The organism is Sulfitobacter sp. SK012 (assembly GCF_003352085.1).
Classification (GTDB): Bacteria; Pseudomonadota; Alphaproteobacteria; order Rhodobacterales; family Rhodobacteraceae; genus Sulfitobacter.
The window spans coordinates 2736015-2755177 of the sequence record NZ_CP025804.1 but is presented as its reverse complement, the minus strand read 5'-3'; the positions used below and the strand labels follow the sequence as shown (position 1 = coordinate 2755177).

16 protein-coding genes are annotated in these 19163 nt (G+C 54.4%); 8 read left to right on the top strand and 8 right to left on the bottom strand.

All coding sequences use genetic code 11. The features are described from left to right. Positions 1 to 27: 27 nt before the first annotated feature. Positions 28 to 1317: an LssY C-terminal domain-containing protein gene (locus tag C1J03_RS13435; RefSeq protein WP_162798537.1), complete on the bottom strand. Its 1290-nt coding sequence runs from the start codon at positions 1315 to 1317 to the stop codon at positions 28 to 30. Positions 1318 to 1822: 505 nt separating this feature from the next. Here C1J03_RS13435 and C1J03_RS25975 point away from each other — a divergent pair. Both C1J03_RS25975 and C1J03_RS13425 read left to right on the top strand, forming a co-directional pair. After that, a complete protein-coding gene (locus tag C1J03_RS25975) occupies positions 1823 to 1954 on the top strand; it encodes a hypothetical protein (protein WP_302661602.1) in 132 nt (43 codons plus the stop codon). Between the two features lie 243 nt (positions 1955 to 2197). Beyond that, entirely contained in the window at positions 2198 to 4114 is a 1917-nt protein-coding gene (locus C1J03_RS13425; protein ID WP_114887059.1) for a DUF3604 domain-containing protein, read from the top strand. Between the two features lie 988 nt (positions 4115 to 5102). On the opposite strand, the gene C1J03_RS13415 is transcribed toward C1J03_RS13425, so the two are convergent. Together C1J03_RS13415 and C1J03_RS13405 are read right to left on the bottom strand one after the other, a co-directional pair. Next, positions 5103 to 5300 (bottom strand): hypothetical protein, encoded by a 198-nt coding sequence (locus C1J03_RS13415; protein ID WP_114887058.1) that lies wholly within the window; start codon positions 5298 to 5300, stop codon positions 5103 to 5105. 1292 nt (positions 5301 to 6592) lie between these two features. Next, positions 6593 to 7105 carry a hypothetical protein gene (locus C1J03_RS13405; protein ID WP_254694041.1) on the bottom strand — a complete coding sequence of 171 codons (513 nt, stop codon included), beginning with the start codon at positions 7103 to 7105 and terminating at the stop codon, positions 6593 to 6595. Between the two features lie 344 nt (positions 7106 to 7449). Here C1J03_RS13405 and C1J03_RS13400 point away from each other — a divergent pair, with 344 nt between their 5' ends. Next, positions 7450 to 8322 carry a glycosyltransferase family 2 protein gene (locus C1J03_RS13400; protein ID WP_114887057.1) on the top strand — a complete coding sequence of 291 codons (873 nt, stop codon included), beginning with the start codon at positions 7450 to 7452 and terminating at the stop codon, positions 8320 to 8322. Here C1J03_RS13400 and C1J03_RS13395 read toward each other — a convergent pair. The 3 genes from C1J03_RS13395 to C1J03_RS25350 all read right to left on the bottom strand — a co-directional run bounded on the left by C1J03_RS13395 (position 8319) and on the right by C1J03_RS25350 (position 10911). Next, complete coding sequence (locus C1J03_RS13395; protein WP_174234466.1) at positions 8319 to 9194, bottom strand: alpha/beta fold hydrolase; 876 nt, start codon at positions 9192 to 9194, stop codon at positions 8319 to 8321. The two genes, C1J03_RS13400 and C1J03_RS13395, sit on opposite strands and share 4 nt — an antisense overlap. Position 9195: 1 nt before the next feature. After that, on the bottom strand, positions 9196 to 10572 hold the full coding sequence (locus C1J03_RS13390) for a M20/M25/M40 family metallo-hydrolase (RefSeq protein WP_114887056.1): 1377 nt from the start codon (positions 10570 to 10572) through the stop codon (positions 9196 to 9198). 69 nt (positions 10573 to 10641) lie between these two features. Next, entirely contained in the window at positions 10642 to 10911 is a 270-nt protein-coding gene (locus tag C1J03_RS25350) for a hypothetical protein (RefSeq protein WP_162798536.1), read from the bottom strand. Positions 10912 to 11398: 487 nt separating this feature from the next. On the opposite strand from C1J03_RS25350, the gene hemA reads away from it, so the two are divergent. The 3 genes from hemA (at position 11399) to ispG (ending at position 15259) form a co-directional block, all read left to right on the top strand. Then, entirely contained in the window at positions 11399 to 12622 is a 1224-nt protein-coding gene (hemA, locus tag C1J03_RS13380) for a 5-aminolevulinate synthase (protein WP_114889001.1), read from the top strand. Positions 12623 to 12743: 121 nt separating this feature from the next. Beyond that, positions 12744 to 14045 (top strand): helix-turn-helix domain-containing protein, encoded by a 1302-nt coding sequence (locus C1J03_RS13375; RefSeq protein WP_114887054.1) that lies wholly within the window; start codon positions 12744 to 12746, stop codon positions 14043 to 14045. A gap of 89 nt (positions 14046 to 14134) precedes the next feature. Continuing rightward, positions 14135 to 15259: a flavodoxin-dependent (E)-4-hydroxy-3-methylbut-2-enyl-diphosphate synthase gene (ispG, locus tag C1J03_RS13370; RefSeq protein ID WP_114887053.1), complete on the top strand. Its 1125-nt coding sequence runs from the start codon at positions 14135 to 14137 to the stop codon at positions 15257 to 15259. Positions 15260 to 15298: 39 nt separating this feature from the next. On the opposite strand, the gene C1J03_RS13365 is transcribed toward ispG, so the two are convergent. Together C1J03_RS13365 and C1J03_RS13360 are read right to left on the bottom strand one after the other, a co-directional pair. Further along, positions 15299 to 16060, bottom strand: a complete 762-nt coding sequence (locus tag C1J03_RS13365) for a DsbA family protein (RefSeq protein WP_114887052.1) — start codon at positions 16058 to 16060, stop codon at positions 15299 to 15301. Positions 16061 to 16065: 5 nt separating this feature from the next. Then, positions 16066 to 16623: a hypothetical protein gene (locus tag C1J03_RS13360; RefSeq protein ID WP_114887051.1), complete on the bottom strand. Its 558-nt coding sequence runs from the start codon at positions 16621 to 16623 to the stop codon at positions 16066 to 16068. 14 nt (positions 16624 to 16637) lie between these two features. On the opposite strand from C1J03_RS13360, the gene C1J03_RS13355 reads away from it, so the two are divergent. After that, complete coding sequence (locus C1J03_RS13355; RefSeq protein ID WP_114887050.1) at positions 16638 to 17780, top strand: pyridoxal phosphate-dependent aminotransferase; 1143 nt, start codon at positions 16638 to 16640, stop codon at positions 17778 to 17780. A 75-nt stretch (positions 17781 to 17855) separates the two neighbouring features. Beyond that, a complete protein-coding gene (locus tag C1J03_RS13350; protein WP_114887049.1) occupies positions 17856 to 19070 on the top strand; it encodes an N-acetylmuramoyl-L-alanine amidase in 1215 nt (404 codons plus the stop codon). The last annotated feature ends 93 nt before the right edge of the window (positions 19071 to 19163 follow it).

The following is a 19163-nucleotide window of genomic DNA, read 5'->3' as shown; positions in this document are numbered from 1 at the left end:
GATCATTTCGCGGAACCGGTGGCATATCTAATTTCTTCCTGGAGGCTGTTCCCAGGGAAGGTAATTGATCCGGTCGCTGGGAGTTTTTTCATCGGACAGGATTAAGACAACCCTATTGCCATCAGTATAATATGGGTCTTTGGTGTAGTTTATCCTTCCCGATGTGCGGTCTGAAAATCCAACTCCGCTAACATACCCAACTGCTCTTAAGGATCGTGATGCAATCGTATCAAGCGTCACGTACAGTCGGGCTTCGTCCACGATTGGGTCAATCTTGTGGGAAATAAAGGTCACGCTTGAAAGCTTGACTCCAATATCGCGGCTGATCTGACCAACCCAGACAGGTTCACCGTCCAGATTCACCGGTGCCCGCCATAGTCTCAAGTGGTTTCGTTCATTCAGTGTTGCACGCACTTTCTGCAACGCTGCGTCCTGACGACGGCCAAAAAGATAGAGCGGGGAGACTGGCGAAGTTCGATAGTTGGATTTAAAAAGTGATGAAACGACCGTGCGTCCAATCGAGTCTAACCGCGCAGTTTCTGTGAAGTCCCAGCCACGGCGTGCCATAGTTGCGAAAACTAGGTCTCCTCGCCCGACGATCACAAGATTGAGCGGATCACCGGGAGTTTTGCGATCTCCACCTGAGGCACAACAGGGTAGGTCTTCCAAGTATTGGCGTAACTGTGCAAGGTTCAAGTTTTTGATTTTATCTGGAGAATAGATCGTTTGAATATTGGTTTCTGAGTAATCGGATTCAAAACCTGGAATTTCCTGAAAAAATTCAAATGCATGCGCTTCGCTCTTACCAATAATCTCGATTGAATAGGCTTTTCTGCCCGGGTCTAGGTTTGTATACACAAAACCAGAAACAGTGGAGCGCGGCTTAATGATAATAGGAATTTGCGCGTCAAAAAAATACTCAACCTTTTGAGGGAGCGTCATCGATGTATTTGAAATGTCATCGGCGGAAGCCCGAAACCGCCAAGCTACTTCTGCCGGTGAAAAATAGTTTGGATCGACACTGAGCAGCATCAGATATAACTCTTTGTCCTTCCGGTTTTCAATTTCAACCCAGACCGGCTGAATATCCTGCTTGGCCAACGGCATCGAAAATCTGAGAGCGCTTTCCTCTGGACTTAGCACTGCCGAGGAAACCCGAACGCCGTCTTCCGTCTTTGATTGAACCCGCGCCATGAAGTTAAGCGGTTCGGCTTGAGGCACCGTTGTATCGCATCCAGCGAATAAAAAGACGAATAATATGGCCATGATCCGTAGGATTGCGGAATGGTTAGCGTAACATTTTTCTTTCAGAAACATGTATTTCCTTGCCCATGATCTTCCGTACCCGCCGGGAGAGATCAAATCGTACATATTTCTTCGTGGCAAGGAAAATGGTTTCGAGCGGGAACTGTGGTGACGAGATGGATTGGGATCTCCTTTCTTCGCTCAAGCAAACACCTCTAAGCGAAGAGGTTTCGTTAAGGTTAAGGACAATCAATCAGGGACAATGTCCGAGCATTCTGTATGGGGATATGACTAAAGGCACCGATGTCGCGAAATGACCCCATTCTTCTTAGAACTTTTCCAAAAGACAGTGATCTGAGTCAATGTCCCTGAAACAGTTCTGCGATTTACTGCTTAAATATAATTATTTAGGCGGCGAATGCTATGCGTGCTTTGAAGCTAGTGTCCATTGCGACTATGACCTTGGCCCTCCAGACTGCCGGAGCCACAGCGGTTGAGGCCGGCAGCGATTGGGAGTTCAGCATAACGCCCTTTGTATGGGTCGCTGGTCTCGACGGTGACATAGGCACAATATCTGATGCTGCCAGCGGCCGGTTACACGGCGAAATTCCTAGCGACATTCGAGGAATTCCCACCGCGCCAAAAACCCGGCACCTTTACGATTGGCGACGCCAAGGACAAGATATTCAGTCAGGTCGGTTCCAAATAAGCTGGCCTGAAACCGCCAATTGGCCCGCCGTCTCGGCGGCGGGTCATTTTTGCCAACTGTTACTTCCCGTGAGGCAGTATGTCTGTTTCTTGAACAGTTCTGGCTCGAGTTTGTACGTTCAATCCGCACCTCCTAAGCGTGTCGACGAGGCTTAGTCTTGATCAATGCGGGGTAGGAATATCGGGATCATAAACCAACAGCATACATTCTACTTTTGAAATGCTGGAATAATAGAGAGAGACCATGAAAATGACCCTTGGAAAAATCATAGCCAGCACGTTGTTTACATTAAATGCGGTGCTGCCGTCATCGGCGTCTGCCCAACAAGCAAGCGGGCCTGATTTTTCGGTGCCGAAAGGCGAAGTCTCCGATAAAGCAAAGACCTACTCGCCCTTCGTAAACTTTGAAGCTCCCGACAGGGTTTTCTGGGGGGAGTCGCACCTTCACTCGTCGTATTCGTGGGATGCAGGGTTGGTCGGCAACACATTGGGTCCAGATGAGGCTTATCGCTTCGCGAAGGGCGAGCAGGTCATTGCCAGCTCAGGGCAACCAGTCAAACTGGTCCGCCCACTTGACTGGCTCGTTGTGGCTGATCACGCAGAGAGCCTTGGGGTCGCGGTACTTATCGAGCGATCAGATCCTGCCATCCTCAAGAGCGAGGTCGGAAGGGAGACGCATGATCTTTCCAAGGAAGGCAAGATCTACGAAGCTTTTGCAAATTGGGGGCTGAAAGTGATCGTTGAGGGCGATGATCCGCTCAAGGACCCAGTACTTACGGGCACGGTCTGGGGAGAAATTATTGACCACGCTGAACACCACAATACCCCGGGGCAGTTTACGGCCTTGATCGGCTATGAGTGGTCGTCGGCACCCGGCGGAAACAATCTGCACCGTGTGGTCGTGATGCGGGATGGTGCTGCGGAGGCGAAAAAAGTGCTGCCGTTCGCTGCCTATGATTCCACCGATCCTGAGAAACTTTGGGACTGGATGGAAGCCTATGAGGAATCGACCGGCGGTCAGGTGCTTGCGATCCCGCACAACGGGAACCTTTCAAATGGAGTGATGTTTTCCGTCGAGACGCAATCAGGGGAGCCAATAGACCGAGAATACGCAGAGCGCCGTGCGAAATGGGAGCCCCTCTATGAAGTTACCCAAATGAAAGGTGATGGAGAGGCGCATCCGATCCTGTCACCGAATGACGAGTTCGCCGATTATGAGCAATGGGATCGAGGAAATTGGGCCGGTGAGCTTAAAACGCCTGAAATGCTGCAATATGAATACGCCCGTGGCGGATTGAAGGTCGGGCTGCGGATGGAAGAACAGCTTGGCATCAATCCTTTCAAATTCGGCCTAATAGGTGCAACCGACTCGCACACTTCACTTTCAACGACCCGGGAGGATAATTACTTCGGTAAGGTGACGCCAATGGAACCAGGTTCCGACCGGTTTGACGGAGAGATCGTTCCCGATCCCGAAAATAAAGGTACAGCCACTTTTGATTTTGAGACTATAGCGTCAGGCCTTCAAGGCGTTTGGGCTAAGGAGAACACGCGTGAAGCTCTGTGGGATGCCATGAAGCGCAAGGAAACTTATGCAACGACGGGTAGCCGCATGACTGTCCGCGTGTTCGGTGGCTGGGAGTATGAGGCCGACGATGTGTTGCGGCCGGACTTCGCCAAGGCGGGCTATCTGGGCGGTGTGCCTATGGGTGGAGATTTCAGAAGCGCGCCCGAAGGCGTAGCTCCTAAACTGATGATCCGCACACTGCGCGATCCTGACGGAGCAAACCTCGATCGTGTTCAGGTTATCAAGGGCTGGCTCGATACAAACGGCCAAGCTCAAGAGCTTGTCTACGATGTTGTTTGCTCCGACGACCGAGAGATCTTTGAAGCCCGTTGTGAGCATGCCGTCGGCAATACCGTAAACATTGAGAATGCCACGTACACGAATAATATTGGCGATTCACTTCTGATGGCATTTTGGGAAGACCCGGACTTCGATCCATCGCAGCGTGCTTTCTATTATGTTCGCGTTCTTGAGATTCCCACACCGCGCTGGACAACTCATGATGCTGCTTTCTACGGTGTTGGCTTGCCTGAAGGCGTGCCGCCAACGCAGCAGGATCGGGCATACACATCACCAATCTGGTACACGCCTTAAACCCGGATTTCCTAAGTAGCTTGCCAACTTCACGCCACCGATGGCCATTATGTTTTATTTCAGGATATTAATGTGCCGGAGGCGGCAGATCATAGATCACCCTTCGGGTGCAGGCGAAACGGACGATTTCAGGCTCGGTTTTAACCGCCGCGTGATGTTGGAGTTTCATGGTTCGAAGATCAGTTCGGACAGCGGTCTGCTGCTGTTCCGAGAACTGGATGTCCTGCAAGGGCATGGCGTAGAACGAGGTTCGACTGCAACCGCATGCACTCGCCAACAATCTCTGCGTCTTCCTAAGGCGCACCGAATTGCCCAACGTAGTTTTCGACTAGTCGCTGAGCAGCCTGCAAACACGGCTAATCAAAGTCGGTTCGACACCCTCGAATACCAAATCTGCGCGGGCGGTGGGGCATGAGACAGACAACTGGAACACGCAAATGCCAGGCGAGAAGGTCGCCAAAGGTATCAAACGCGCCATGCGCAAGCACTACTTATCCTAAGAGAAGATCAGGATCATCTTGGGTGGCCCTCGTGGCGAAGACAATATTGCTGAGCTGTGCCGTCGAGAGTTTCAGGTAGGATCAATGGCGTGGCGTATGTCATGCAGCGCCACCCGCTTGGGCGGCATTTTGCCAAGCCAAAATCCGCTTATTGAAGCTGCTAAAATGTACCGCTAATTCGATCTATATGAGCATTGACCCAAATCCAAAAAAACCATCCTTTTCATTTTTGGAAGGAGCATTGATGGCATTTGCACTACTGCTGGCCTTCCTATGCTTCATAGCAGCTGGTGCTGTTCTGTTCGACGTTTTCATCGGCTGAACCATCACGCGCACGGTGTGCTTTCTTAGCTCGTCGGCACTTTTTGTTATGCGGTTACAATCAAGCTTTCCCGACCCAAGCCCAGTTGTCGTCCAAGTTTGTGCAGGAATCCGCTGTGGCGCGCGAATAGCAGTCGCTGGTGTAAGATGCAGTGATGCTCGTCGCGTTAGGTGGCACCAGCTCCAGAGTAGCTTGCTGCCTTCATCATGATTTGAGTCATGGTGTCCATTTGGCTATTTCGTTCCGAAATTTCTTTTTCTAAACGTTTGTAGATCGGAAGATAGACTGTCCCATCTGGACGAGTACTGATGGCGAATGCCAAGTATTCCAAATTTTTTTCAAGCTGCTCAATAGTTATTCTCATTGGATATCTTACCTGTTTTTATCTCCTTTCGTTTTTCCAGACGTTGGTTAATCTGATGTTAATAAATTTGTGAATCTTAGTGTCGGGGTTCCTACTCTACCGTGCTGACAGACGGTGTCTGGCTGACCGACAAGGTTCCCATGGATTATTTGGGTGTTGGGTCGGTTCAATTAAAAACGAAAAATTAGTGATTCCCACCATTACGTCATCCAAAAGAAAGAAACTTCTGAAGTTAGATAAAAAAATTCGCATGCTGTTCTAAGGGGCTTTTGACATTCACTAGGGTCTAGACACTTTTGAGATTTTAGGAACCTGTCAAAAAGCAGCGCGAGAGGCTGGCGCGAGCGAAGCGGATATTCGTGACTTCATGACGAAAGCCATGGAAGGTAATCAAGAGCATCTGTTGAGTGTTGTTGAGCAAAATTTTGAAACTGAGTGGCCAGACTGACCTTCCTAGCGCCCCCAGTTTGCATCTTGATCTAGGCTTTCGGCAACTGCAATTGCCGTAAATTTGCGAGAGTTCTGATCATCTCCTGTGAGCGCCTCAGGCTGCCTCGCTGTTGGCAGTCTTGTGCGATCAGATCATAGTCATCCTCAAAAAACGGCATGAACCTTGGGTCGACATTTCGCTCGCAAGCATAAGCCCTTTGGTACGAGACAGTAAAAGCTCCATTGGGGGCGCAAATCTTCAGTATCGATCTGATCTATGCTGTCAAACCTGTCCTAGCGGGAAAGGACGCGTTTTTGTTGCTGTGCGGTATTATCGATTGAGGCAAATCCCGTGATGCGCCGATGATCCTGTTGCATGTGAGTTCACCCCAATAATTGCCGAAGGGGCGTACTGACGAAGAACGCTTGGGCACGGATACACGTTGCCGCAGTGTCGTTTGCAGTTCCCGCTTGGGTGCAGGCCGACAAGCCAAACATTCTGGTGATAAGGGGCGATGATGTCGGCCAATCCAACATCTTGGCCTACATGATGGCTTTAATAGGATATCATCGTTCACTGACGTGTTGTCAGTGCAATACTGGCCATATCCTGTCACAGCCGCCTCATTTTTATGTTATTTATAACAGTAACTTAGTAACAAGATATCACTGTAAGTCATTTATACATATATATTTTTCCTTTTGTAGCAGGGGTTTAGAAATTGTTGCTCCGGCCTGTCACGCCGGGGGTCGCGGGTTCGAGCCCCGTCAACCGCGCCACCGCTGCTTGAAAAGGGTCCTCTCAGAGGGCCCTTTTTTCGTTTCCATGAATTGGTTTCTCAGTGATCTAAGCCCCATCGGGCCTAAAGAGCGTCTTCGCCGTAGCGGTAACCCAATGCGGCCTCAACTTTCAGGTCAAGCTGCGCGCGCAAAAAGCGAATCCCATGCACGCCCATCAGCCGCGGCGTGTTGGGACGTTCGGGAACGGCCGCCATGAACTTTGACCCCAAGCGCTTGTGAACGGGCGCAAACTCAGTCTTTCGCAGCGGCTGGCCCAAGGCTGCGAGCAGAGCGTCGACCGTTGCTTCGGGCACCGCTTGGGCGGTTTCTGTGCTAAGCAAGATGCACGTGCAATCACGCCGCAGGTAACTGAGCAACCCGGTCATTTTGGCGCGCCGCAGGGCAAATAAATTAGGAAAAGTCTGCCCGGTAAGGGGATGGCGGTCAAACTGCAACGGGCGGCCAAGCTGACCTGCTTCCACCGCTCCGGCAAAGTAGCGTTCATGATCCACGACCGTATGCCACCGCGCGCGGATAAAATCCTGAAATGCCAATGTCTGAAGGGCAGGGACCGTGTGCCAAGGCTTTTTATGCATTGATAGCGCCCAACTGTCGGCACGCCTGACCATACAGATCACCGCCAAATCTTGGGGAATCGCCGCGGCATGGGGAAAGCCGTGTTTCCACCCCAAATCCTCTGTGGGTATCAAAGAGGAGTTACGCCCCAACAGGCGTTTGACAAAATTTGTACCCGACGACCGCTCTCCCAGCACCTGAAACCGCGTGATCGGGGCCTTAGAAGGGCGGCTGGAATGAAAACCAGTTAGATGAAAATCGGGAGGGATCAGGGGTTTGTCCTCGGATGCAACATATGATTCCCTTGTAACAGGCGATGGGCTAGGGTGCGAGCGCAGGCAAATAAAAACGGGCAGGTGATGCAATGCAGACAGCGGCTGCGGTAACGATGGTGCGCGACGACGCGTTTTTTATGCGCGCTTGGTTGCGCCATTATGGCAATCTGTTGGGACGTGAAAACTGCTACGTGATCAACCACGGGCGGGGCGAGCAGGTGGCTGAACTGGCACAAGGGTGCAACGTGATCGGCATTCCTGGCGATCCGCACAAGAATTTTGACATCAAGCGTTGGGGGCTTTTGAACAACCTCGTTGGCGGGTTGCGCCGGTATTACCGCCACGTGATTGTAGGCGATGTGGACGAATTGGTGGTTGTCGATCCGGACGCGGGTTTGAATTTGCGTGAGTTTCTCGAAGAAGCGGCAGAGGGTCGGGTACTGACACCTTTGGGGTTGGAGGTGATTCACCGCGTTGATCTTGAAACGGATGCCATCGATGAGACAATCCTTGGCCCACGCAGTCACGTCCGCCCGGCGCCGCATTATTCCAAACCTTGTATCGTTTCGACCCCGACTAAACTCTCGCGGGGCGGCCATTTTGCGCAGGAACGCAAGATCTATACGCCAGATGTGCTGTATCTGATGCACCTGAAGTTTTGCGATTTTGACAATTACGCAGAAGCCATGGATCGCCGCAATGCCATCACCCAAGAAGTTGGCGGTGATATCAAAGAGGCCTCGATTGGTCGACATTGGTATTCAGAAGCGCGCGGCGAAGATCGCGCTGTTTTTGATGCTTTTGCTGATCTGGAACTGGTAGAGGGCTTTGACATGCGCCCGCTGCGCCGCAAGATGCATCGCAGTTTCAAGCCTCGTGGTGACACCGGATATTATCAATTCGACCGACCTGACCATGGGACGCAATATGTCCTGCCGGATCGATTTGACGGCGTGATCTAACGCAAGAAATCCAAGAGCGCATGGGCCGTTTTGTTCGGGTGCTGATCAGGAAAGAAATGCCCGCCGGGGACCGCGACACTGCGCATATCAGCCAGTCTATCTGCCCATGTTGCAGGTACATCATAGGCTTTTGCCATGGCCCCATCGGCACCGTACATCACCAAGGACGGGGCTTTGACACGTCGGGCCAGATCAACGATGTCATGGTCGAAATCCACGTCCAGCGCCGCGCGGTAATCGTTGCACATGCCCGCGATAGCAGCGGGTTCGCGCCAGGCTGAGCGGTAGGCCTCCAGCGCGGCAGGGTCGAAATCTGACAGCTGTGCAGCACCCCAACCCAACAGGCAGCTCTCATAATAGGCATCAGGGTCATGGCCAATCAGAGTTTCTGGGAACGGAGCAGGTTGAGCGAGAAAAAACCAATGGTAATAAGCGCGTGCGACCCGCGTGCTGAGTTCATCAAGCAGCAAATGCGTCGGGACAATATCCATCACTGTCAGGCTCTTTACGGCGGCTTCATGATCCAGTGCCAGTCGGTGCGCCGTCCGTGCGCCCCGGTCGTGGCCAACCAGATGAAACTGATCAAACCCCAGCGCGGCCATCAGCGCCACCTGATCGCCGGCCATCTCGCGAAAACTGTAATTTTCGGCCCCGTCAGGTTTGCTGCTGGCCCCATAGCCGCGCAAATCGGCCGCAATCACCGTAAAATGCTCGGCTAGGATCGGCGCGATGGCGTGCCACATGGCATGGGTTTGCGGAAATCCGTGCAGCAGCAGAACCGCCGGGCCACTGCCACCACGCGCATAGGCGATCTGTTGGCCGTTCGCATCGGCCACATGGCCCGAAAAGCCAGGGATGATCGTCGCCGTCATCTTATGTCACAGCGTCGAGAATCCGTGCCCAGCTGCGGATGCCTTTGTGAAAACTCTCAACGTCGTATTTTTCATTCGGTGAGTGGATTTGGTCGTCATCCTTGCCGAAGCCTACCAGCATTGGTTCGGTGCCCAATATGGTCTGGAAATGACCTCCGATCGGGATTGAACCGCCGCAGCCCACATAGGCTGCCGGGATGCCCCATTCTTCGCTGAGCGCTTTGCGTGCGGCCTCAAACATTGGGTCGGATGTTTCAACCGCGGATGCGCCGCTGGCACCGTGGCCTTTCCATTCGGCGGTGCAATCTGGTGGCAACATGCCCTCAACCATCGCACGGAAACTTTCGCGGATCGCAGGGGCGTTTTGGTTGCCCACAAGGCGAAAGCTGATCTTCGCATGGGCCTTTGAGGGCAAAACCGTTTTGAACCCGTCGCCCTCATAGCCACCCCAAATGCCGTTCACATCACAGGTAGGCCGCGACCAGATCATCTCTAGTGGCGTGCGGTCCTGTTCGCCGGCGGGATGCGAAAGACCCACATCGCCAAGGAATTTGGCGTGATCAAACGAAAGTCCCTGCCACTGTGCCTCAAGATCATCGGGCAGGTCAGGGACGTCGTCGTAGAAACCGGGCACGGTCACGCGCCCTTGATCGTCATGCAGGGACGCAATGATGCGTGTCAAAACGCGAATGGGGTTCATCGCAATGCCACCATACATGCCCGAATGGAGGTCCTTATCAGGTGCTGTGATGGTCAACTCTTCGCCCAACAACCCGCGCAGCATGGTGACGATGGCGGGTGTGCGGCTTTCAAAAAGGCCGGTGTCACAAATCAGAGCGATGTCTGATTTCAACTCTTCAGCGTTATCTTTCATGAAAGGCACCAAGGACGGCGAACCTGATTCTTCTTCGCCCTCAAAAAAGAACGTAATGCGGCACGGCCAATCGCCTTTAACAGCCTTCCATGCGCGCAATGCCTCGATAAACGTCATCAACTGGCCTTTGTCATCGGATGATCCACGCCCCCGGATAACGCGGCCCGCTTTTGTGTCCTCAATCTGCGGATCAAACGGGTCACAATCCCAGAGGTTCAGCGGATCGACCGGTTGAACATCATAGTGACCGTAAAAAAGCAGATGCGGTTTGCCGTTTTCCGGGCCCACATGGCCCACAACCATCGGATGACCCGGGGTAGGGCGCTTTTCCGCGTCGATGCCCAGTGTGGCAAGGTCAGCCACCAGCCAATCGGCTGCGCTGTCGCAATCGCCCTTGAAGGCAGGATCGGTTGAGATCGACTTGATGCGCAGCAGGTCTAGCAGGCGCTCCAACGCATGGGGCAGGTCATCGTCAATCTGGGATAAAACGGCATCAAGGGACATCTGTTGCGCTCCGGTACAAGTTATTTCCGGCACATTATCAGTGCGCAGTGGGGTGTCCAGAGCGACGCGTTACGCGCTGCGTGACAAAAGTGTTGTGCCTCCAAAAACGATAACCGTTTCAACCACTAGAATGCCCAGACACGTCAACGACAGGCCGCCGTGACGAAGCAACAAAAGCTCGGTTGCGACCGCGACGGTTAATCCCGCTGCAATGACACTGGCGGGCATGGTGGCTGGTGTCACGGAGTGGCGTCTTGGCCCCGCATTGGCAAAGGTGAGGCTGAGGAAAAGTATCGTCAAAAGGCTGAGGGCAGCAAAACTTGCATATATCTGTAGCATGATAATGGGTCCTAAAATTATGGGGCAGCAGACGCCCCGAATCGTGAAATGGGTAGAATTTGGCGCGTTACGGGTAAAAACTTGGCGCTGCACCGGAAGGATAGGCAAAGCGTTTGATACCCCTGATCGCGAGGGCATTTCCGGTGATTTTGAGTAAATTCAGGGGAGTAAGCCCTTGGTTAGTTAGCGCCATAATGGTCTCAGTTTGCAAAGGGGGGGGGGGCAAAAATCTGCGCCCAGATAAAATAACATCAGATAAAATACGCCGTGAAAAATACAGCGTTGGAAAGTTTGAATACCATAAGGTTAACACAAAATTCGCTACGGCGAAGTAAGGAATTCCTTAGCCCTAGACCTAAATCACTAGCCTGTGACAACTTGCGCCGGCTAAAGGCATTGAACGAACTGCCAGCGTTCTGTAATCATTCTAAGGACTCGATAGGTTTTGCGCCCTGCGCGTATGCCGACCACAGACCGGAGACTGGCCGTGAATTACACAGAAAAGCTTGATCAGGCGATTGCACGGTTGCACGACGAAGGGCGCTACCGGACGTTCATCGATATCGAGCGGCGCAACGGTCAATTCCCGCATGCGGTACGCACGCGCCCTGATGGCTCTGAACAAGACATCACCGTTTGGTGTGGCAACGACTATCTCGGCATGGGGCAACACCCCGTTGTGCTTGAAGCGATGCACGAGGCGATTGAGGCCACGGGCGCAGGTTCGGGCGGAACACGCAACATTTCCGGCACAACCGTCTATCACAAGCGGCTCGAGGCAGAGCTGGCGGATTTGCATGGCAAGGAAGGCGCACTGCTGTTTACATCGGCCTATATTGCCAATGACGCGACTCTCAGCACGCTGCCTAAGCTCTTTCCGGGGCTGATTATTTATTCTGACGAACGCAACCACGCCAGCATGATCGAAGGGGTCCGCCGCAATGGCGGGGCCAAGCGGATTTTCCGGCACAATGATCTAGAGCACCTGCGCGAATTGCTTGCTGCGGATGATCCTGATGCGCCCAAGGTTATTGCGTTCGAATCGATCTATTCTATGGATGGCGATTTTGGACCGATCGAAGCCATTTGTGACCTCGCGGAAGAGTTTGGCGCACTGACATATATCGACGAAGTGCACGCCGTGGGCATGTACGGACCGCGTGGGGCAGGGGTCGCAGAACGCGACCGCCTGATGCACCGCCTTGATATTATCAACGGCACTTTGGCCAAGGCATTTGGCGTCATGGGCGGCTATATCGCCGCGTCAGCCAAGATGTGTGACGCAATTCGGTCCTATGCGCCGGGCTTTATCTTTACCACGTCCTTACCACCTGCTGTGGCGGCCGGTGCGGCGGCATCTGTTGCCTTTCTGAAGGGTGCGCATGAACTGCGCCATGAGCATCAAACCCAAGCCAAGGTTTTGAAACTGCGCCTAAAAGGATTGGGGCTTCCTATTATCGATCACGGCAGCCACATCGTGCCAGTGATGGTTGGCAACCCAATCCACACCAAGCTGTTGTCGGATATGCTGCTTGAAGAGCATGGCATTTACGTCCAGCCGATTAACTATCCAACCGTACCCAAGGGTACGGAGCGGTTGCGCTTTACCCCCTCGCCAGTACACGGCCCGCGGGAAATGGATGCGCTGGTGCGCGCAATGGATGGCTTGTGGTCGCATTGTGCGCTGAATCGCGCCGAAGAGGCTGGATGACCTACTAACTGTCGTCAATCGCATTGCTTTATGCTATCGATGAGGGAACAAGAGGCCGAGGTCGAATCGAGGCAGGGTTCGAGAATTGGCGCGATGGCAGGTAAGTGAGTGGGATTTTGGCATGATCGGGCGTTGGTCCTCCAAAAGTAGTGAAGAAAATGATGTCGAACCAAAGGGTTTCGACGCATTTGAATTGCGCCTTGGGGATGTTATGCGCGGCGAACGCGCTACATTGGGCAAATCGCTGCTCGACGTTCAGCGCGAATTGCGTATCAAAGCCTCCTATATCGCCGCCATCGAAAACGCGGACCCTGACGCCTTTGACACACCCGGATTTATCGCAGGTTATGTGCGCTCCTATGCGCGTTATCTTGGCATGGACCCCGATGTTGCATTTTCAACGTTCTGCACCGAATCCGGTTTTTCTGTTGCGCACGGCATGTCCGCCGAAGCGTCGGTGATTAAGAAACCAACGCGCGAACAGCGTTTGGCGAGAAACGGCGAGACTGACATTTTCTCGCGCCCCTCAACACCGTTTGTCCCCTCAGGTGACAGCCTGATGAGCCGCATCGAGCCTTCTGCCATCGGATCGTCAGTTGTTTTGCTGGCGTTGATTGGTGCCATTGGGTTTGGTGGCTGGTCCGTGCTGAAAGAAGTCCAGCGCGTTCAGGTATCGCCCGTCGATCAGACGCCAGTTGTGCTTTCAGATCTGGATCCGCTTGACGGTGCATTGGCCGCAACGCCTGAATCTGGTGTTGAGTCTGGTGTTGAGACAGACACGAATATTGCGTTTAATGCCCCACGCGTTGAAGCGCTGGATCGTCTCTACCGCCCGCAGGCATTGGATATTCCTGTGCTTGTCGCCCGTGACGCGGCCATCTCGACCCTCGATCCCCGTACGAGCGGTGTTTTTAGAACGCCGACGCCAACGGCTCCTGGCATTGCCATTGCTGGGGTAGATCAGATTGGTGCACCAGATGTTGGCGATTTTCTGACCGCTCAACTGAATGGCACCGCATCGACAACGACGGCTGGCCCTCCGGGCGTTGCCGTACCGCAGGTTCTTGAAGGCGCGGCCCCTGCTGTGCAGATCGTCGCCACCGGCGAGACATGGGTGCGTGTACGTGCCGCTGACGGTACCAACCTATTCGAGAGCGTGATGCAAAAGGGCGATACCTACAACGTGCCCTCGCTCGAAGAGCCACCGACCCTGCGCACCGGCCAAAGCGGCGCGGTCTATTTTGTTATGAATGGTCAGTACTTTGGCCCCGCGGGCGACAATGGCAGCATCACGTCGAACGTGCCTTTGCAGGAACAACAGCTGGCTGAGTTGTACCAGCCTGCTATGCCGGCTGATGATAGCGCGTTGGCGACACTGGTCGCTGAATTGCAAAGCACCACATTGTCGCAAGACGACAATTAAGCCGCGCTAAGCCTTCCCATCCCATTGCGACCAGATGCTTGGATGACTAGGTTCGCCTTAACGCTGACCCTCGTGACAAAGGTGCCGACATGTCGCTGAACCACATCCGCCCCTGGCGCAATATTTACCGCCGCAAATCCCGCCAAATCATGGTGGGCAATGTCCCTGTTGGGGGAGATGCGCCGATAACGGTCCAGACAATGACCAATACACTCACGACAGATGTCAAAGGTACAATCGCGCAGGTACAGGCCGCAGCGGATGCAGGCGCAGACATTGTGCGCATTTCGGTGCCCGACGAGGCATCGTCAAAGGCGCTGAAATTGATCGTTCCCGAAGTGTCCGTTCCCATCGTGGCGGACATCCATTTCCACTACAAACGCGGCATCGAAGCGGCAGAGGCGGGCGCGGCTTGCCTGCGGATCAATCCCGGCAACATCGGGGATGAAAAACGCGTCAAAGAAGTTATCAGAGCTGCGCGCGACAACAATTGTTCGATCCGCATTGGCGTGAATGCTGGCAGTTTGGAAAAACACCTGCTGGAAAAATACGCTGAGCCGTGTCCTGATGCGATGGTGGAATCTGGCCTTGATCACATCAAAATCCTTCAGGACAACGATTTTCACGAATTCAAGATCAGCTGCAAAGCATCTGACGTGTTTATGGCCGCAGCCGCCTATCAAGCACTGGCAGAAGCCACAGATGCGCCCATACACCTTGGCATTACCGAAGCAGGCGGTTTGATCAGCGGAACGGTCAAATCGGCCATTGGCATGGGCAATCTGCTGTGGATGGGGATTGGCGATACGATCCGTGTCAGCCTGTCCGCCGATCCGGTCGAAGAGGTCAAGATGGGGTTTGAAATCCTCAAGTCGCTGGGTCTGCGACATCGCGGCGTCAACATCATCTCATGCCCATCCTGCGCACGGCAGGGATTTGACGTCATCAAGACCGTCGAGGCATTGGAAAAGCGGCTTGAGCATATCAAGACGCCCATGAGTCTGTCGATCATCGGCTGTGTGGTCAACGGGCCGGGCGAAGCGCTGATGACGGATGTAGGTTTCACTGGCGGTGGCGCCGGGGCTGGCATGGTCTATCTGGCTGGCAAGCAGAGCCATAAGCTGAGCAATGAAGGCATGATCGAACATATCGTCGAACAGGTCGAAGCCCGCGCTGCAGTCATCGATGCACAAACGAAAGAAGCGGCGGAGTAACCCGCCGCTTTGCTTTAGCGCCACATCGCAAGATATTGTTTAGTTACGCTTTTCGGCGATCAATGCTTGCATCTGATCGTAGGGCAAGTAGCCGCGCAGCATCTCGTCTTGTAGTACAAAAGTTGGCGTGCCCGAAATCGCCAGCTTAGAAGCCAGCGCGCGGGTCGCGGTGATCTCGGCTGAGACTTCATCGCTGTTCATGTGTGCCTCGATCGCGTCTGCATCCAACTCAAAGGTTGTCGCAAGACGGCGCAGAGCAGGCAGCGTCACATCACCGTTAAAGGCCATCAGCGCATCGTTCATTGCCTTGTAGCTGTCACCGCCCGCAAGTTGCTTGGTGGCCACCGCAAAACGGGACGCGAGTACTGATTGCTCGCCCAAAATAGGCAGTTCCTTGACGATCAGTTTGATGTTGCCGTCGGTCGCCAAGAGCTTTGTCACTTCGTTATGCGCGCGTTTGCAGTACGGGCAACGGTAATCCATGAACTCAACGAGCACGATGTCGCCATCCGGATTGCCACCCACAAAGGAATACCCGTCGTCAAAAATATCCGCGGCATTGTCGGTCACCAGCGTCACGTCGGCTTGCAAGGCGGTTTCGGCCTCGCGGTTTTGCAAAACTTCAATGGCTTCGCGGATCACTTCGGGATTATCCAGAAGATAGGCGCGGACCTCGGCGCGAAACTGTGCGCGTTCCGCGTCAGAATATTCCTTGAGTGCTTGTGCTGTGGCGGGCAAGGCCAGCGTCAGGACAAGGGCTGTGCTTACAGCAAATTGACCAAAAAAGGGACGGTTCAACATAAGGCTCACTTTCGTTTTGCAGCGCGTTCAGAGGCAATCAACACATCCTGCGCCCGTTGCCAAGGGCCGGAGCCGCGTGGCAACGGCCCGCTCGCGCGTTTGGCATGGGTACCGGCATCTTTCAGACGACCCGAAAAGACTTTAGGCGTACCGCCCAGTCTCTGTGGGTTGGCACCGGCGGCTTTCATATAGCGTACACCAGATTGATCCGCCGAAGCTTCTTCGGGCCGGGCATTGGCAATATGTGGAGCTTCACGGGTAATATCCTGTTGCAGCATCGGCGCTGAGCTGAGTTTGTTGACCAGCCCATAGTGAATGAAGATAGCATCATTGCGAATGACAAAGGCGTTGGGTGAACTGTCACTAACCAGCAAAACCTTGACCTGGTTGGGGTTCAGACCCACAGCTCCCGACACCGGGGCCGCGATCTGTTTCAATGCAAATTCAATATCCGCATCACGAAGCAGCCCGACCGCCTGCGCAGGCTGGGCCAACACCAGCAAGAGCAGCAGTGCAGGGATTGACGCCAAGAGCCGCATACGGTGAAAGATCATGACAGACATTTAGGAGAAGCCCGTTGCGCATTTCAACCCGTTCTGCTGTCGATCCCTTCATTGTGATGGATGTAATGCAGGCTGCTGCTGCTGCCGAAGCTGCGGGGCGACACATTATCCACATGGAGGTTGGGCAACCCGGCACCGGCGCACCAAAAGGCGCGCGTGATGCGCTGACCCGCACGATGGAAGAAGGCCCGCTTGGCTATACCGTCGCGCTGGGTTTACCAGCCCTGCGCGCGCGCATCGCGCAGATGTATGGGGATTGGTACAACGTCGATCTTGATCCTGCCCGCATTGTGATAACGCCTGGGTCCTCAGGTGCGTTTATCCTCGCTTTTACGGCGCTTTTTGATACCGGTGACCGTGTTGGCATTGGCGCGCCGGGCTATCCCAGCTACCGCCAGATTTTGCGGGCACTTGCCCTGAAACCTATTGATCTGCCCGCCATGGCCGAGAACCGTTATCAACCTGTGCCACAAGATTTTGCCGCGATGGACCTTGCGGGGCTCTTGGTCGCGTCGCCTGCCAACCCGACGGGCACAATGCTGGACCGACCCGCCATGACGGCACTTATCGAGGCATGTCAGGGGCAGGGGGCCTCGTTTATCTCAGACGAGATTTATCACGGTGTCGAATACGAGAAGAAGGCCGTGAGCGCGCTTGAGATCACCAATGATGCCTATGTCATCAACTCTTTCTCCAAGTATTTCTCAATGACGGGCTGGCGCGTGGGGTGGATGGTTGTGCCCGAAGATCATGTGCGGGTGGTTGAGCGGATCACTCAAAATATGTTCATCTGCGCGCCGCACGCCAGTCAGGTTGCCGCCCTCGCTGCGATGGATTGCGAAGAAGAACTGCAGACCAATATGGATGTGTACCGCAAAAACCGCGCGCTGATGCTCGACGGGCTACCGGATGCCGGATTTGACCGGATCGCGCCGCCTGATGGGGCGTTTTACGTCTATGCTGATGTGAGCGAAATCACTGATGACAGCCGTTTGTTGGCGGCCGAAATCCTCGAAAAAGCGGGCGTCGCGGTGACGCCAGGCCTCGATTTTGATCCCGCAAGAGGGCATACTACGCTACGGTTTTCTTATGCGCGCAGCACTGCGGACATCTCGGAAGGGCTTGAACGGCTCAAGACATTTATGGCCTGCCGCTGACCCTCTGGTTCGTGCGCGGCGTTCCTGATATGCACGGCGTAACAGCCCCCAGAAAACGAAGGGCAGAGCGGTAGCATGCGGCATATATTGATCTTATTTTTGCTGGTTTTTGGGCCAGCCAACACCGTGTCGGCCCAAGAGCTGACGGCCTTGGCGCGTGTGGATTCCGCCCCAAGCATGATCGAAGACGGCTGGTTTGGCCGTACCCATCTGACGCTGCACTTAAGCCAAGGCGTGCCGTTCCGGGTCTTCATGCTGGATGAGCCGCCTCGGCTTGTGGTCGATTTTCGCGAGGCCGATTGGCGCGGTGTCAATGCCAGCGACATCCTGACAGAACCGGGGCGCATCACCGCGTTGCGCTTTGGTGCGTTTCAACCCGGTTGGTCACGTTTGGTCGCCGATTTGTCTGAGCCAATGCTGCCCGAAGTGATCGCAATGCCTGTGGGCCGCGACGACGGGCGTGCGATCCTTGAAATCACGCTCAAAACCACAGACCAAGCTGCATTCAGCGCGCGTGCGGGCACACCCAAGGACCAAGGCTGGACAGAAGCGATCGTTGCGCCGCCAGCGCAGCCTGACGCCAAGCAAGACCGGTTTACCGTCGTGCTAGACCCCGGACATGGCGGCATTGATCCCGGTGCGGAACGTGGCGATGTGGTCGAAAAGGACCTGATGTTGTCGTTCGCCCGCGCCTTGGCCGACACCTTGCGCCGCGACGAAATCGAAGTTGTCCTGACCCGCGATGCGGATATTTTTGTGGCGCTGGAGCATCGCGTGGCATTGGCCCATCAAGCGCAGGGCGATTTGTTCATTTCCCTGCACGCCGACAGCCTGAGCCAAGGCGGGGCAAAGGGGGCCACAGTTTATATTCTATCGGACCAAGCGAGCGATGCGGCGACCGAACACCTTGCGTCGCGCCACAATCGATCTGACATTATCGCCGGCTCTGATTTGACTGGCTCGGACGATCAGGTGGCCAGCGTGCTGTTGGATTTGGCCCGGCAAGAAACCGAGCCGCGTTCAGCCATGCTCGCAGACACCTTGGCCAAGTCCATGGCCGAGGCTGGTGGGCCAATGAACCGCCGACCTCTGCGCCGCGCCGGGTTTTCGGTGCTGAAATCTGCGGACATCCCATCGGTGCTGCTTGAACTAGGTTTTCTAAGCTCAAAACGAGACCTCACAAACCTGCGCGACCCTGTTTGGCGCGCGATTATGGTTGCGGCCCTTGCGGATGGGATTCGGTCTTGGCGCGATGCAGATGCGGCACGCGCGGCTCTTGTGCGCCAATAAGCCGCGCATTGGGCGGTAATCCGCACCATTTGCGCAGCCTTGTGTTTTGACCATGCCGTCGCATCGGCGTATAGAAAACCCAACTCTCAGACA

Bases quoted from the DNA above. Each gene is read 5' to 3' on its own strand.
- C1J03_RS25350 (WP_162798536.1), bottom strand. From the start codon at position 10,911: ATGCTACAGATATATGCAAGTTTTGCTGCCCTCAGCCTTTTGACGATA.
- C1J03_RS13390 (WP_114887056.1), bottom strand. From the start codon at position 10,572: ATGTCCCTTGATGCCGTTTTATCCCAGATTGACGATGACCTGCCCCAT.
- ispG (WP_114887053.1), top strand. From the start codon at position 14,135: ATGTCGCTGAACCACATCCGCCCCTGGCGCAATATTTACCGCCGCAAA.
- C1J03_RS13435 (WP_162798537.1), bottom strand. From the start codon at position 1,317: ATGTTTCTGAAAGAAAAATGTTACGCTAACCATTCCGCAATCCTACGG.
- C1J03_RS13395 (WP_174234466.1), bottom strand. From the start codon at position 9,194: ATGACGGCGACGATCATCCCTGGCTTTTCGGGCCATGTGGCCGATGCG.
- C1J03_RS13415 (WP_114887058.1), bottom strand. From the start codon at position 5,300: ATGAGAATAACTATTGAGCAGCTTGAAAAAAATTTGGAATACTTGGCA.
- C1J03_RS13360 (WP_114887051.1), bottom strand. From the start codon at position 16,623: ATGTCTGTCATGATCTTTCACCGTATGCGGCTCTTGGCGTCAATCCCT.
- C1J03_RS13365 (WP_114887052.1), bottom strand. From the start codon at position 16,060: ATGTTGAACCGTCCCTTTTTTGGTCAATTTGCTGTAAGCACAGCCCTT.
- C1J03_RS13375 (WP_114887054.1), top strand. From the start codon at position 12,744: ATGATCGGGCGTTGGTCCTCCAAAAGTAGTGAAGAAAATGATGTCGAA.
- C1J03_RS13425 (WP_114887059.1), top strand. From the start codon at position 2,198: ATGAAAATGACCCTTGGAAAAATCATAGCCAGCACGTTGTTTACATTA.
- C1J03_RS13350 (WP_114887049.1), top strand. From the start codon at position 17,856: ATGCGGCATATATTGATCTTATTTTTGCTGGTTTTTGGGCCAGCCAAC.
- C1J03_RS13400 (WP_114887057.1), top strand. From the start codon at position 7,450: ATGCAGACAGCGGCTGCGGTAACGATGGTGCGCGACGACGCGTTTTTT.
- C1J03_RS25975 (WP_302661602.1), top strand. From the start codon at position 1,823: ATGCTGCCAGCGGCCGGTTACACGGCGAAATTCCTAGCGACATTCGAG.
- C1J03_RS13405 (WP_254694041.1), bottom strand. From the start codon at position 7,105: ATGCATAAAAAGCCTTGGCACACGGTCCCTGCCCTTCAGACATTGGCA.